Consider the following 14239-nt stretch of genomic DNA (forward strand, 5'->3'; position numbering starts at 1 on the left):
GATTCAGGCCTTGCTGTGCTCGGCGATGAAATCCGTGAGCGATTGCACGGATTTGAAGGCCTTGAGGCCCGCGGCCTCGTCCTCGATCTTCACGCCGAACACCTGCTCGATGCCCAGCACCAGCTCCAGGGCGTCGATGGAATCCAGGCCCAGGCCCTCGCCAAACAGGGGGGCGTCGTCATCGATCTGGTCGGGGGTCATGCCCTCGAGCTTGAGGCGCTCGATGATCATCTCTTTGACGCGCAGTTTCAGATCGCTCATGGGTTTCCCGGCAGAAGGGTGGAAGGGGCCATTCTAGCCTGGAGTGGGGCTGGCTGGTTCCAAGTGATCTTGACAGCGCCCGGCTGCCGCCAAAGGGCGCTAAGCTGTTTCTTCGCGGAATCCTCCGCCCGAGAGCGCCATGGCCCATCCCGCATCGCCCTTCCTGTCGGTCCTGATCCTGATGTTGGTCGCCGCCGTGACCGCGGTTGCCATCCTGGTTCTGTCGGGCTGGCTGCTGCCCATGCTGAAGCCGAACAATCCCAAGGAAGCCAAGATGCGGCCCTACGAGTGCGGCGTGCCGCCCATTCAAACGGGCGCCCGGCACAAATACTCGGTGAAGTTCTACCTCACGGCCATGCTCTTCATCCTGTTCGATGTGGAAGCGGCCTTCCTGCTGCCCTGGGCGGTGAACTTCAAAGCCGCCCTCTGGACCTTCGGAGCCATGCTGAGCTTCATGGCCACCCTACTGGTGGGCTTCATCTACGCCTGGGGCAAGGGCGCCTTCGAGTGGGAGCGCTAGACATGGCCGAGATGAACATCAACGATGCCGTGATGACCACTCGCCTGGATGCGGTGGTCAACTGGGGCCGCAAGAACAGCCTGTGGCCCATGCCCTTCGGCGTGGCCTGCTGCGCCATCGAGTTCATGAGCATGATGTCGTCGAAGTACGACCTCAGCCGCTTCGGTGCCGAGGCCATGCGCTTCAGCCCCCGCCAGAGCGACATGATGCTGATCCTGGGCACCATCACCAACAAGATGGCGCCGGTGCTGCGCACCATCTACGCCCAGATGGCCGAGCCCAAGTGGGTGATCAGCGTGGGCGTCTGCGCCTCCTCGGGCGGCATGTACCGCACCTACGCCACCCTGCAGGGCGTGGACCGGGTCATCCCTGTGGACGTTTACGTCCCCGGCTGCCCGCCCCGGCCCGAGAGCATCATCTATGGCGTCATGAAGCTGCAGGAGAAGATCGAGAAGGAATCCCTCTCCATGCGCAAGGATCATATCGAGCGCTTCTACGAGAGCCTGGCGCGGCAGGAATCCCTGCAGGCCGAGAAGGGCCTCACCAGCCAGCAGACCATCCGGGAGATGCTGATGGATGTCGGCGAGCGCGGCGTGGGCACGATTTTCTAGGCGGGGCGCACATGATCCAAACCACGATCATCGAACACATCGACGCACAGCTGCCTGGCACCGTCACCGACCGGCATGATTTCCGCGGCGACCAGACCATCGTCATCGCCAAGGAGAACCTCCTGGCCGTAGTCGACCTGCTGCACCGCGAGGGCTTTCAGCTGCTGGTGGACATCACCGCCGTGGACTGGCCCGAGCGTGAGGAGCGTTTCGATGTTGTCTACCACTGGCTGAACCTGGCCAGCCAGGAGCGCCTCCGCGTGAAGGTGCCCGTGGCCGATGGCCAGTCGCTGCCCACCTTGGCCACCCAGTTCAAGACCGCCAACTGGTTCGAGCGCGAGGTCTTCGACCTTTTCGGCATCCGCTTCGAGGGCCATCCCGACCTGCGGCGCCTGCTGACCTGGGACGACTTCCAGGGCCACGCCCTGCGCAAGGACTTCCCCCTGGATGGCGGCGATGTCTTCTGCATGGAAGGCTGCACGGCCCCCTATAACAACGGCGAACGGAACTAGGGAGCGATGACCATGGAATCCATCGCCATGACCCGGCAGATGCTCGACGGCGACAAGATGATCGTCAACATGGGGCCGTCGCACCCCACCACCCACGGCACCTTGCGCATCGTGCTCGAACTCCAGGGCGAGACCATCACCAAGGCCACGCCGGAGATGGGCTACCTGCACCGCGGCGTCGAGAAGCTGGGCGAGAGCCTCAGCTACCAGCAGTTCATTCCCCTCACCGACCGCCTGAACTACTGCAGCGCCATCATGAACAACGTGGGCTACGCCTGCGCGGTGGAGAAGCTGCTGGACATCCAGATCCCCAAGCGCGCTCAGCAGATTCGCGTGCTCGTTTCGGAGCTGGCCCGCGTGGCCGACCACATCGTGTGCATCGGCGTGAACGCGGTGGACATCGGCGCCTTCACGGCCTTCTTCTACCTCTTCAAGCAGCGCGAGACGGTCTACGACCTCTTCGAGATGGCGGCAGGCCAGCGCCTGCACACCAGCTTCACCCGCATCGGCGGCCTCTTCCGCGACATTCCCGAAGGCTTCGTGTCGGCCACGGAGCGCTTCCTGGTGGAGTGCACTGCCGCCATCGACGAGATGGAGCGCCTGCTCACCCGCAACCCCATTTGGCATGACCGCACCAAGGGCATCGGCGTCATCAGTGCTGAGGATGCCGTGAGCTGGGGCTACACGGGCCCCTGTCTCCGCGCGGCGGGTGTCCCGCAGGACCTCCGCAAGGCCCAGCCCTACCTGGGCTACGAGACCTACGACTTCGACATCCCCGTGGGCACCACGGGCGATGTGTTCGACCGCTACCTGGTGCGCGCCGAGGAGATGCGCCAGAGCCTGCGCATCATCCGGCAGGTGCTGGATCGCCTCGAGCCCGGCCCCGTCATGGTGGACGATCCTAAGGTGGCTCTGCCCTCCAAGGAGAAGGTCTACACCCGGATGGAAAGCCTCATCCACCACTTCAAGCTCATCATGCACGGCATGGACATGCCCGTTGGCGAGGTCTACAGCGCCACCGAAGCCGCCAACGGCGAGCTGGGCTTCTACATCGTCAGCGATGGCGGCAAGAACCCCTACCGCATCCGGGTCCGTCCCCCCTGCCTCCCCATCTTCAGCAGCTTCGAGGAGCAGGTGAAGGGCGGGCTGATCGCCGACGCCGTCGCCGTCCTCGGCGCCATGAACATCATCGCGGGTGAGCTGGATCGCTGAGGCGCCGAGGGCGGCGTGCGGGCGAAGCCCGCGGCCGGGCTTGGTGACATGAGCACGAAGCAGGAGCGAAGTGCGACTTTGCCGAAGGCGAAGCCCGAAGGGCGCCGCACAGGAAGTGCGGCGTCAGCATCATCGCGGGTGAGCTGGATCGCTGAGGCGCCGAGGGCGGCGTGCGATCGAAGCCAGCGGCCGGGCTTGGTGACATGAGCACGAAGCAGGAGCGACGTGCGACTTTGCCGAAGGCGAAGCCCGAAGGGCGCCGCACAGGAAGTGCGGCGTCAGCATCATCGCGGGTGAGCTGGATCGCTGAGGCGCCGAGGGCGGCGTGCGGGCGAAGCCAGCGGCCGGGCTTGGTGACATGAGCACGAAGCAGGAGCGACGTGCGACTTTGCCGAAGGCGAAGCCCGAAGGGCGCCGCACAGGAAGTGCGGCGTCAGCATCATCGCGGGTGAGCTGGATCGCGAGGCTCCAGCCTGAGGTGCACAGCCTTTCGGCGAACGAAACGCGCAAGAGCTGGGGGTGCGCCCCTGTGCCCCGCCTGTGTGCACGGTTTTTATTTCTATCGCGTATCCACAAACAAGCCGATGGCAGCATCGTACCAATGGAACCCGCCCCACCATGACCAGACCACCTGATCTCCGCCAAGTGATCCACACCCTCTCCGACGCCCTGGATCTGGTGGGCGTGGATGACGTGGGTCATGGCAAACGGGTGGGTCTCATGGCCGCGGAGTGCGGAAGGGCGGCAGGGCTGGGGACCGAGGAGATAGCCCGCCTCTTCGACCTGGGCATGCTCCACGACATCGGGGTGTCCTCCACCCAGACCCGGCACAACCTCCTCACCACCTTCTCCTCGCCCGATGTCCAGGCGCACTGCGACATCGGCTCCGGACTGCTCTCCGGTTTTCCGCCTCTGGCCTCCTTGGCCCCAGGCGTGAAGCGCCATCACACGCCCTGGGTCCAGCTCGTCAAGGAGAGGGAAGATCCCACCGTGGCCTGGCAGGCCAACCTGGTCTTCTTGGTGGATCGAGTGGATTCCATGGCCATCCCCCACCTGAACGAGGGCAACACGCTCCTGCCCACGGCCGAACTCCGGGAGCGGATCCGGCAGCGCTCCGGCCTCGACTTCAACCCCGAGCTGGTGGCGCTCTTCCTGGAGGCTTCCCGATCCGATGCGTTCTGGTTCGCCCTGGAACCTGGCCACGGGCAGGCACTGCTGGAGGAACTCCGGGACCACCGCCTGACCTACGGAGCCACCCTGGATGACCTGAGGCGGCTGGCGGAGCTCTTCGCGAGGATCGTCGACGCCAAGAGCCCCTTCACCGCAGAGCACTCCCTGGGCGTGGCCGGGTTGGCGAGCCTGCTGGCCGAGAAGCTTGAGCTCGGGGAGACCAGCCGCGCCAAGCTGGAAATCGCCGGGCTGCTGCACGATGTGGGCAAGCTCCGCGTGCCGAACCACATCCTGGACAAGCCCGGCGAGCTGGATGCCGCCGAGCGCGAGATCATCAACACCCACAGCTTCGAGACCTTCCAGCTGCTCCGCCACCTCCATGGCCTAGAGGACATCGCGGTGTGGGCGGCCCATCACCATGAGGAACCGGGTGGCGGCGGTTACCCCTTCCAGGTGGATGCCAGCACGCTGCCGCTGGAAGCGCGTATTCTCCGCATCGCCGACATCTTCCAAGCCATGGTGCAGGACCGTCCCTACCACCGGGGTCTGGACAAGGCCCAGGCCTTCGCCTTCATGGCGGATCTGGCGGCCAGGGGCCTGGCGGAAGCCCGTATCGTGGATCAGCTGGCAGCCAGTCCGGACGAGGCGATGGCCGCCGCCCGGGCGGGCCTGCAGCGGGTTGGCAACTGAAGGGGTGCTTCGGCCCAGGAGCGGTCAAGGGTCGGTACTGGGGTTCGTTCGGACGGACATACCTCCGTCGCGGTGGGTGCCCGCCGACCTCAGGGGTTCTGAATCGCCTCCAGTTGTGCCCGATGGTCGTTGCGCAGGCGCTCCAGCAGGCTGAGCAGGGTATCCCGCTCCTCGACGCTGAGGCAGCGGTCCACCTGCTGGCACAGGCCGTTGTGGCGGCCGAACATCTTGGCCTCCAGGGCCAGTCCTTTGGGGGTGATCTGCACGCGGCTGCCGCGCCGGTCGGCAGGGTTCTCGCAGCGCTTCACCAGGCCTCGGTCCTCCAGGCGGTTCACCAGGCGGGGCACATCTGCGAAGCGGTAGATCATGCGGCAGCGGATGTCTTTCACCAGGTAGCCATCTTTGGGGCCGCCCTTGAGGATGCGGAGCACATTGAACTGCTGATCAGAAATGCCCTCGGGCTCGTAGAGGCCCTCGTCGAAGAGCCGTGCCACGTACTCGCGGGTGAGCAGCAGCGCCAAGGCCACTTCGTGGCCCGGCTCCAGCGGCTTGGTGATCTGGAGTTCTTCGCGGATGTGCATGACCAGCTCCTGCATCCAAAGGATGACAGAAAAGACCCAAAAAAGGTGTTGCAACTCTCGAAAAGGGGCCTAGACTTCGATTCATGCCTAAACACCTTTCTTATGGAGGCCCCATGCGCCACTCCTTCCGCACCGTTCTTGCTGTCCTCGCCCTGGCGGCTCTGCCCGCTCTGGCCGCCGAGGATACCTACAAGATCGACCCCGTCCACAGCGAGATCAGCTTCAAGATCCGCCACCTGCTGGCCAAGACCAGCGGTCGCTTCACCAAGTTCAGCGGTACCGTGAAGGTCGACACCGCCGACATCAGCAAGTCCAGCGTGGAGGTCACCATTGAGGCCGCCAGCATCAATACCGACAACGAGGGTCGGGACAAGCACCTGAAGGGCGCGGATTTCTTCGATGTGGAGAAGTTCCCCAACATCACGTTCAAGAGCACCTCGGTGAAGGAAGTGGCCAAGGGCAAGCTGGAAGTCACCGGTTCCTTCACCCTGCACGGCGTGACCAAGACGATCACCTTCCCCATCACCAATGCGGGCACCCAGCCCGGCATGCAGCCCGGTGTCACCGTGGCTGGCTTCATTGACGGCGCCGTGACCATCAACCGCAACGACTATGGCATCAAGACCTACCCCGGCGCCCTGGGCGACGACGTGGCCATCGCGCTGAACATCGAAGCCGCCAAGAAGTAAGAGGCTCCCGTGAGCGAAGGCTTCCCCAAAGTGGCCGCCGAGCAGCCAGCCGTGCTCGACCTGGAGCCCGGGAGCTATTTCTGGTGCACCTGCGGCCTCAGCGCCAAGCAGCCCTTCTGCGACGGGGCCCACAAGGCCTGCGACATGCGCCCTCTGAAGGTGGAGATCCAGGGGGCCGGGAAGAAGGCCTTCTGCCAGTGCAAGCACACCAAGACGGCGCCGTTCTGCGACGGAAGCCACTGCGACCTCTGAACGAGGCCGGTCCTGGCTGGGGGGCACCGGGTTTAGCCCGGCGCCCCCCAGCCTTTTCGAGATAAACTGGCCCCTCATGCGAGTGCGCCCATGAACCATCCCCAGCCCCCCGAGACGTCGAACGAGCCCCTGGCCCCCGGCCAGCGGTTGCCCGAATCCGAGCGGAAAGAGCTCAGCCCCGAGGCCGTGGCCGAGATCCAGGCCATCATGGCCCGGTATCCCGACAAGCTCGCGGCCACGCTGCCGGCCTTGCACATCGCCCAGCGGGAGTTCGGTTTCGTGAGCCTTTCGGCCATGAAGGCCGTGGCCAAGACCATCGGCATTCCCGAAGGCCATGTCTTCGGCGTCGCCACCTTCTACACCATGTATCAGAAGGCGCCTGTCGGGAAATACCACTTCTCGGTGTGCACCAACATCAGCTGCGCCCTGCGCGGGGCCGCCCAGCTGCTGGAGAAGGTTTGCGAGAAGACCGGCGTGAAGCCGGGCGAAGGCCCCAGCGCCGATGGCATGTGGAGCGTGGAGGAAGTGGAGTGCCTGGCGGGCTGCGGCGTGGCCCCCTGCATCCAGGTGAACCACGACGTCTATGACGAGCTGGTGGATGAAGCCAAGCTGATCGAAGTTATGGAAGCTTGCAAACGCGGCGAATACAGGCCCTGGGCCCAGTGAGCGGAGACGAGACATGGTAGCCATCCGCACCAAGCCTGATCACCACACCTACACCTTCCCCGGCTTTGGCTCGGAGAAGTTCCCGAACCTGATGCTCCGAGGCGCGGGCGACCTGAACAACTGGCACCTGAAGGTCTACGAGCAGCAGCACGAAGGCTACGCGGCCATGAAGAAGGCCCTGAAGATGGAGCCCGTGGCTGTCACTGACGAAGTGAAGGCTTCCGGCCTCCGTGGGCGTGGCGGAGCGGGTTTCCCAGCAGGGCTCAAGTGGTCCTTCATGCCCAAGGACACGGCGGAGCGCAAGTTCACCCGCTACCTGGTGTGCAACGCGGACGAAGGCGAGCCCGGCACCTTCAAGGACCGCGTCATCCTCGAGTACAACCCGCACCAGCTGATCGAGGGCATGATCATCGGCGGCTGGGCCATGCAGTGCCAGACCGGCTACATCTATGTCCGCGGTGAGTTCCTCTGGCTCATTGAGAAGCTCGAAGCCGCCATCCAGGAAGCCCGCGATGCCGGCTACCTTGGCAAGAACATCCTCGGCACCGGCTGGGACTACGACCTCCTCGTGCACCGCGGTGCGGGCGCCTACATCTGCGGCGAAGAGACGGCCCTGCTCAATTCGCTGGAGGGTCGCCGTGGCGAGCCCCGCGTGAAGCCGCCCTTCCCAGCGGCCAAGGGCGCCTTCGGCCAGCCCACCACCATCAACAACGTGGAGACCCTCGCCGCCGTGCCCCCCATCATGCGCATGGGCGGCGCCGAGTACGCCAAGATCGGCTCACCCAAGAACTCCGGCACCCGCATCTTCGGGGTGAGCGGCCATGTGAAGCGCCCCGGCATCTACGAGCTGCCCATGGGCACGCCCATGAACTTCCTGGTGGAGGAGCTCTGCGGCGGCACTAGCACCGGCAAGAAGATCAAGGCCATCATCCCCGGCGGCGCCAGCTGCCCCATGCTCGACGAGAAGGACTTCGACGTTCCGATGGACTTCGACAACCTGAAGGCCCGGGGCTCCATGGGCGGTTCTGGCGGCCTCATCGTTATGGATGAGAGCGTCTGCATGGTGCAGGCCACCCTGCGCCTCATCAAGTTCTACGCCCACGAGAGCTGCGGCCAGTGCACCCCCTGCCGCGAAGGCTGCAACTGGCTGGAGATGATCCTCTACCGCATCGAGCACGGCGAAGGAAAGATGGAGGATCTCGACCTGATCACCAGCCTCACGCCCCGCATCGGCATGCGCACGTTGTGCCCCCTGGGCGACGCCGCCTGCGGTCCCGTGGACTCGGCCCTGCAGAAGTTCCGCCACGAGTTCGAGCATCACATCACCCACAAGACTTGCTACGCCAGCGGCTCCCGGCTGCTGTCCACGGTGGGTGTGCACTAGCTGTCGGTGCCAACGAGGTTGACCAGCCGGGTAACCGGGGGCTGACCACCTAAGGCCTTGTGGGGCCTGTGGTGATTGTAGAAGTGGAGCCAGGCGCCGAGCGCCTGGTTTCTTTCGTCTGAGCTCTGCCAGGTGGGACCGTAGGCCCACTCTCGCAGGGCGGTCTGGATGAGGCGCTCGGCCTTGCCGTTGGTCCGTGGGCGGTAGGGGCGGGTGCGGCTGTGCGTGAGGCCGAAGGCTTCGCGCATGGCCTTGAACGCCTTGGACCGGTAGGGCGAGCCGTTGTCGGTCAGCAGCTTGCGGGCGGTGACGCCCCGGGCCTGGAAGTGCAACAGCGCCCTCTGGAGGAATGAGGCAGTGGTCTCCTTCTTCTCGTCCGGGAGCACTTCCATGTAGCAGGCCCGCGAGTGGTCGTCCGAGCAGACATGGAGCACCTGGTAGCCCGCATCGCGGTTCTTGTGGTGGCGGATGCCTGTGGCGCGGTGGCCCACTTCGTGGAAGTTGGCGAGCTTCTTGGTGTCCAGGTGGAGGAGGTCGCCGGGGGCCGCGTGTTCGTAGCGGTTGTCGGGTTCCTTGGGCTGGAGGTCCGAAGCCTTGGAGATGCGCGCCTTGTGGAGCCAGAAGCCCACGGTGGAACGGGGCACGCCCAGTTCCGAGGCAATCCGGATCGCCGCCTGGCCCCGCCGCCTTCGACCTACGGCCTCGACGACGAGGCCAAGCTCGTGGCTTCGCGCCAGGCGATGCGGCTGGCTGGAGCGATCCAGGAGCCCGATCGGACCCTCTGTTTTGAACCGAGCGAGCCATCGGTAGGCCCTGCGCCTGCTGATTCCTATGGATTCAGCCGCATCCCGGACCGTCCAGTCCTCCTCCAGAACGCGCTTCACCATTAATGCTCGACTGGCGGGGCAAGACTTTGCTGAACTGTGGAGGTTCACCCGAGGCTCCGAGAAAGCTGTTTGTTGGCGCTTTCAGCTTCCCAGATCTCGGGTGAACAACCTGATTGGCACTTACAACTAGGGCCTGTTTTCAAAGTCAAGAAAGGCAAATGGACGTAAGGGGTTGTACAAATTGCCTAACTGCGGTACCTCATGGGTATGACGTTGAGGTAGAGCGTGGCGAGAACTTTTCTGACTGAACGAATGTGGGCCAGGCTAGAGCCTCTGCTGCCGAGCGAGCAGGGTGGAATGGGGCGCCCTCGCCTGGACAATCGCCCCATCGTTGAAGCGATCCTCTGGAAGCACAGAACGGGAGCGCCCTGGAGAGATTTGCCTGAATCCTTCGGACCTTGGAACACGGTCTTCACGCGCTTCAATCGGTGGAATCGGAGCGGAGTCTGGCAGCGGGTCCTCGAAGCCCTTCGAGGTGAAGCGGATTGCGAATGGGTCATGGTCGACGGAACCGTTATCCGCGCCCATCAGCATGCGGCTGGTGCAAAAGGGGGACCTACATCCAAGGGCTTGGCCGCTCGCGCGGCGGTTTCTCGACCAAAGTCCACCTGATCGGGGATGCCACGGCAACCCCGTCGATTTCGTGCTGACACCAGGCCAGTCGCACGAGAGCAAGCAACTCGGAAGCCTATTAATGGGCCGGGAGGCCGGGGCTGTTCTCGGTGATCGTGCCTACGACGGAAAGTCCTGCCGGGATCAGATCGCGTCTATTGGAGCAGAGGCAGTTGTTCCACCTCATCCATGCAGGAAGGATCCAGCCGCCTTCGATAAGCATTTCTACAAGGCCCGCCGCGCCGTCGAGAACCTGTTCGCGAAGCTCAAACAATACCGAAGCCTCGCTACCCGTTACGACAAAACCATGCGCAACTACAGCGCCATGGTCGCCATTGCCTGTGTCCTTACCTGGCTCCGACTTTGAAAACACACCCTAGCACGCCTACGCCAAGCTGCAAAAGGGGGCGCCGATGGCGCCCCCTTTTGCAGCTTGGTGCGGGCCGATCAGAGTCTACCGTTTTCCCGAAGCCAGCGAGTAAGCGTGGATTTTGTGGTTCTTCATTTCGAAGATCCAGGTGTCGGTCCAGATGGCTTCGGTTTGGACTTTGACGCGGGTGCGCAGCGTGCCTTGGACCTGCTTCAGGGGCTCCGCCTCCACCCGGAGGTTCGCATGCTTCTGAAAGGACACGCGGAAGAAGTCGCGGATCTGGGGTTTGGTGAGAGGGGTGCCGGAGCCGCGAAACACGGCGTCCTCATCGAGGTACCCCATCATGCCGTCGAGGTCCTTGCGGCCGTAAGCCTCGAGGAAACCCCGCACCGCCTTGGCATCCGCCGCGTCGATGCCGGGGTCCGTAGTGGCCGTGGATGGCACGGGCTGCGTACCGGGCTGCGCCACTGGACCGGGGTGGCAGGCTGCCAGAAGCAGGGCCGGGGGGAGGATCAGGAGCCGAGCCGGGGTCTTCATGGGGCCTCCGGAGAGGGCGGGCTGATGACGCCTAGCGTCCGAAGCTGATGCTGTAGGTCAGCGGCTTGGGCAGCTGAGGACTCTTGATGGTGGCGCTCATGGTGAGCGTTTTGCCGTCGGGGCTCAGCTTGAACACATTGGTGCGCTCGCCCTCGTCGTTCTTGAAGGTCTGGATGAGCTGATCCTTGCCCACCTGCGCCGCCACCATGAACTTGTCGCCGTCTTCCCGGGTCCAGGGCGCGGAAGCGCCGCCGGGGGGCATGTGGATGGCGTCACGCTCGTCGAACTTGATGAGCGTCTCCTTGTCGGAGATGGCGATGACCACCTTCTTGTAGGCGGGGTTCAGCTTGGTGAGGCGGCCCCGGGCGATGGGCCGCTTGATGAAGTTCATGTCGGCCACGGTGGTGTTGATGGCGGCGGCGATGTCATCGGCCTTCACCTGATTCCAGGTGCCCGAGAAGGCCGACTCCTGGGCGGCGAGTGAGAAGGCCGCGAGTACAGGGACAAGGAACAGCCGGGCTGCGCGCATGGAATCTCCGTGGGAAGGTGGATCCAACCTTAGCAGATGGGGTGGGGCTGCAAGGTTGGGTCGTTCGGTGTGCCCCTACAATCGGGGTGGCGGTGGCCCGATGCATACGATCCGAACCTTTCTGATGACCTCGCTGGTAGCTGGATGGGGATGTGGCCTGCCATTGCGCGCCCAGCCGGGAACCGAGATTTCACATCTGATCCAGACCTTGTCCGACCCCGAGCCCAAGGTGCGAGAGGCGGCCGCGGCGGCTCTGGGTCGCCAGGGAGTGGGTGCGCGGGCCGCTGTGGAGCCCCTGGTGTCAGTCCTCGGGCACGAGGATGCCTACCTGCGGGGGGTCGCTGCAGATGCCCTCAGCCAGATCGGCGAAGCGGCTGTGCCGGCCCTGACCCGATCCCTCGGCCACGACAACCCCAAGGTGCGCCACTCCGCGGCCATCGCCCTGGGCCGCATGGGTGCCGCGGGCCGGGCAGCCGCCCCGGAGCTGATGCGGAGCCTGTCCGACTCCGACGGGATGATCCGGTACGCCGCCGTGGTCGCCCTGGGGGAGTTTGGTCCTTCGGCCCGGGAGGCGGGCCCCGCGCTGACCCAGCTCCTGAGCGATCGGGAGGAGGCGGTGCGCCGCGCCGCCACCCAGGCCCTGGACCGAGTGGCACCGGACAGTCGGCGGTCCCAGCTCACCCTTCCGGCCCTCGCAGCCACCCTCGACCGCCTCGTCCCCCTGCTCATGGGGGAGACGCATGTGCCCGGCGTGTCCATCGCGATCATCCAGGATCGGCAGGTGACCTGGTCCAAGGGCTACGGCGTGCGCCGCGCGGGCTCCCGGGAGCCGGTCACCCGGGACACCGTGTTCGAAGCCGCCTCCATGAGCAAACCGATCTTCGGCCTCGTGGCGATGCAGTTGGTGGATCAGCAGCGGCTGGAGCTGGATCGGCCGCTGGTGGCGTACGGGGAGGAGCGGTTCGTGCCTGACGTGCCGGAGAAGCGACGGGTGACGGCCCGGATGGTCCTGTCCCATACCTCCGGCTTTCCCAACTGGCGGCCCGGCGGAGAAGAGCTGGAGGGGCCCATCCCTCTGCTGTTCCAGCCCGGGTCGCGCTTCACCTATTCCGGGGAGGGGATCTTCTACCTCCAGCGGCGCATCGAATACCTCACCGGCCAGCCTCTGGATCAGTGGGCGGAGCGAAGCCTCTTTGGCCCGCTCGGTCTGACCTCCACCGGGTATGCCTGGACGCCGGCCCTCGGCAGCCGACTCGCTTCGGGCCATCGGGACGACGGCAGCGTGCTTACGACCTCAGCGTATCGGCATCCGAACGCGGCCTACACGCTCTACACCACGGCCGAGGAGTATGCGCGGCTGCTGGTCGAGATGCTGCGGGCGGAACAGGGCCGCTCCTCCCTCCTGTCCCGGCAGGCCGCTCAGGAGATGCTCAAGCACCAGGTCGCGGTGGGCTCCCGCGAGCCGATGGAGCGCCCCGGGGTCGCGCAGGGGCTCCAGGTGTACTGGGGGCTTGGCTGGTCCCTCAACACCACCGCGCAGGGCGACATCGCCCACCACAGCGGGGCCAACAGCACCGGGTTCCGGTGCTTCTCGCAGTTCTCACCGTCCCGGGGTACGGGCCTCGTCATCCTGACCAACGGCACCCAGGGGGGTGAGCTGTGGACCCGTCTCATCGCGGCCATCGGCGATCTGTGAGTCTGCACGTCCGGACATGAAGCGGCCCCGCCGGAGCGGGGCCGCAGTCGGGTCGTACGTTCTCAGCCGATGGTGGCGACCATCACGGCCTTGATGGTGTGCATGCGGTTCTCGGCCTCGTCGAAGACCACGCTGTGGCGGCTGCGGAAGACCTCGTCGGTGACCTCGCGGATGTCGTGGCCCAGGGCCTTCTGCTCCTTGGCCAGCTTGGTCTCGAAGTCGTGGAAGGCGGGCAGGCAGTGGAGGAACTTCACGTCGGGGTTGCCGGTCTTCTGCACCATCTCCATGGTGACCTTGAAGGGCGTGAGCAGGCGCACGCGCTCGGGGATCTGGTCCTCCTCGCCCATGCTGGCCCACACGTCGGTGTAGAGCACGTCGGCATCCTTCACGGCGGCGGCCACGTCATCGGTCACTTCGATGGTGGCGCCGGTCTCCTCGGCGGCCTTGCGGGCGGCTGCCAGCACGGCCGGATCAGGCGCCAGCTCCTTGGGCCCGAGGGCCACCATGTGCATGCCGGTCTTGGCGGCGCCGTACATCAGGGCGTAGCTCATGTTGTTGCGGATGTCACCGCAGAAGACGAGCTTCACCTTGTTGAGGGGCTTGGCGACATGCTCTTCGATGGTGAGGAAGTCGGCCAGGATCTGGGTGGGGTGATCGGTGTCGGTGAGGCCATTCCACACGGGCACGCCGCTGTGCTTGGCCAGGGCTTCCACCACTTCCTGCTTGTAGCCGCGGTACTCGATGCCGTCGTAGAAGCGGCCCAGCACCTTGGCGCTGTCCTCGATGGATTCCTTCTTGCCCACCTGGGAGCTGGCGGAATCCAGGAAGGTCACGTGGGCGCCTTCTTCCAGCGCACCGACTTCAAACGCGCAGCGGGTGCGGGTGCTGGTCTTCTCGAAGAGCAGCACGATGTTCTTGCCCTTGAGCAGGTAGTTGAAGACGCCCATGCGCTTCTTCGCCTTCAGGTCCTTGGACAGGTCCAGGAGGTAGCGCACCTCCAGCGGCGTGAAATCCATCAGCGTGAGAAAACTGCGACCCTTGAGGTTGACGGCCATGGAAG

General features: G+C 65.0%; 16 protein-coding genes and 1 pseudogene. 11 read left to right on the forward strand and 6 right to left on the reverse strand.

What is annotated here, in order from left to right; translation table 11 throughout:
* Positions 1-3: 3 nt before the first annotated feature.
* Positions 4-261 carry a phosphopantetheine-binding protein gene (locus tag Q9293_RS01545; protein WP_306249409.1) on the reverse strand — a complete coding sequence of 86 codons (258 nt, stop codon included), beginning with the start codon at positions 259-261 and terminating at the stop codon, positions 4-6.
* Positions 262-400: 139 nt separating this feature from the next.
* On the opposite strand from Q9293_RS01545, the gene Q9293_RS01550 reads away from it, so the two are divergent.
* The 5 genes from Q9293_RS01550 (at position 401) to Q9293_RS01570 (ending at position 4976) form a co-directional block, all read left to right on the forward strand.
* Positions 401-781 carry an NADH-quinone oxidoreductase subunit A gene (locus Q9293_RS01550; protein WP_306249410.1) on the forward strand — a complete coding sequence of 127 codons (381 nt, stop codon included), beginning with the start codon at positions 401-403 and terminating at the stop codon, positions 779-781.
* Between the two features lie 2 nt (positions 782-783).
* Positions 784-1392 (forward strand): NADH-quinone oxidoreductase subunit B, encoded by a 609-nt coding sequence (locus Q9293_RS01555; RefSeq protein ID WP_372342172.1) that lies wholly within the window; start codon positions 784-786, stop codon positions 1390-1392.
* An 11-nt stretch (positions 1393-1403) separates the two neighbouring features.
* Complete coding sequence (locus Q9293_RS01560) at positions 1404-1904, forward strand: NADH-quinone oxidoreductase subunit C (RefSeq protein ID WP_306249411.1); 501 nt, start codon at positions 1404-1406, stop codon at positions 1902-1904.
* A gap of 39 nt (positions 1905-1943) precedes the next feature.
* Positions 1944-3116, forward strand: coding sequence for an NADH dehydrogenase (quinone) subunit D (nuoD, locus tag Q9293_RS01565; protein ID WP_372342186.1), 1173 nt, complete (start codon positions 1944-1946; stop codon positions 3114-3116).
* Positions 3117-3734: 618 nt separating this feature from the next.
* Positions 3735-4976, forward strand: a complete 1242-nt coding sequence (locus Q9293_RS01570; RefSeq protein ID WP_306249413.1) for an HD-GYP domain-containing protein — start codon at positions 3735-3737, stop codon at positions 4974-4976.
* An 89-nt stretch (positions 4977-5065) separates the two neighbouring features.
* Here the strand turns inward: Q9293_RS01570 and Q9293_RS01575 are convergent, their stop codons facing one another.
* Positions 5066-5557: a MarR family winged helix-turn-helix transcriptional regulator gene (locus Q9293_RS01575; protein ID WP_306249414.1), complete on the reverse strand. Its 492-nt coding sequence runs from the start codon at positions 5555-5557 to the stop codon at positions 5066-5068.
* Between the two features lie 113 nt (positions 5558-5670).
* Between Q9293_RS01575 and Q9293_RS01580 the strand changes: the two genes are divergently transcribed.
* The 4 genes from Q9293_RS01580 (at position 5671) to nuoF (ending at position 8548) form a co-directional block, all read left to right on the forward strand.
* Complete coding sequence (locus tag Q9293_RS01580; RefSeq protein WP_306249415.1) at positions 5671-6246, forward strand: YceI family protein; 576 nt, start codon at positions 5671-5673, stop codon at positions 6244-6246.
* A gap of 9 nt (positions 6247-6255) precedes the next feature.
* Positions 6256-6498, forward strand: a complete 243-nt coding sequence (locus tag Q9293_RS01585) for a CDGSH iron-sulfur domain-containing protein (protein ID WP_306249416.1) — start codon at positions 6256-6258, stop codon at positions 6496-6498.
* A 90-nt stretch (positions 6499-6588) separates the two neighbouring features.
* Positions 6589-7164 carry an NAD(P)H-dependent oxidoreductase subunit E gene (gene nuoE / locus Q9293_RS01590; RefSeq protein WP_306249417.1) on the forward strand — a complete coding sequence of 192 codons (576 nt, stop codon included), beginning with the start codon at positions 6589-6591 and terminating at the stop codon, positions 7162-7164.
* A 13-nt stretch (positions 7165-7177) separates the two neighbouring features.
* Positions 7178-8548, forward strand: a complete 1371-nt coding sequence (gene nuoF, locus Q9293_RS01595) for an NADH-quinone oxidoreductase subunit NuoF (protein WP_306249418.1) — start codon at positions 7178-7180, stop codon at positions 8546-8548.
* Here nuoF and Q9293_RS01600 read toward each other — a convergent pair.
* On the reverse strand, positions 8545-9435 hold the full coding sequence (locus tag Q9293_RS01600; protein ID WP_306249419.1) for an IS481 family transposase: 891 nt from the start codon (positions 9433-9435) through the stop codon (positions 8545-8547). The genes nuoF and Q9293_RS01600 overlap by 4 nt on opposite strands.
* A 225-nt stretch (positions 9436-9660) precedes the next feature.
* Between Q9293_RS01600 and Q9293_RS01605 the strand changes: the two are divergent.
* Positions 9661-10414: pseudogene (locus Q9293_RS01605) on the forward strand (IS5 family transposase).
* 87 nt (positions 10415-10501) lie between these two features.
* Here the strand turns inward: Q9293_RS01605 and Q9293_RS01610 are convergent.
* The gene (locus tag Q9293_RS01610; RefSeq protein WP_306249420.1) at positions 10502-10954 is read right to left on the reverse strand and encodes a nuclear transport factor 2 family protein; all 453 of its coding nucleotides are present in this window, start codon (positions 10952-10954) and stop codon (positions 10502-10504) included.
* A 31-nt stretch (positions 10955-10985) separates the two neighbouring features.
* Complete coding sequence (locus tag Q9293_RS01615) at positions 10986-11483, reverse strand: hypothetical protein (protein WP_306249421.1); 498 nt, start codon at positions 11481-11483, stop codon at positions 10986-10988.
* Between the two features lie 208 nt (positions 11484-11691).
* Between Q9293_RS01615 and Q9293_RS01620 the strand changes: the two genes are divergently transcribed.
* Positions 11692-13179 (forward strand): serine hydrolase, encoded by a 1488-nt coding sequence (locus Q9293_RS01620; protein ID WP_306249422.1) that lies wholly within the window; start codon positions 11692-11694, stop codon positions 13177-13179.
* Positions 13180-13241: 62 nt separating this feature from the next.
* Here Q9293_RS01620 and argF read toward each other — a convergent pair whose 3' ends face one another.
* Entirely contained in the window at positions 13242-14234 is a 993-nt protein-coding gene (gene argF / locus Q9293_RS01625; protein ID WP_306249423.1) for an ornithine carbamoyltransferase, read from the reverse strand.
* Positions 14235-14239 lie beyond the last annotated feature (5 nt).

Origin of the sequence: Geothrix sp. PMB-07, assembly GCF_030758935.1 — a bacterium.
Classification (GTDB): Bacteria; Acidobacteriota; Holophagae; order Holophagales; family Holophagaceae; genus Geothrix.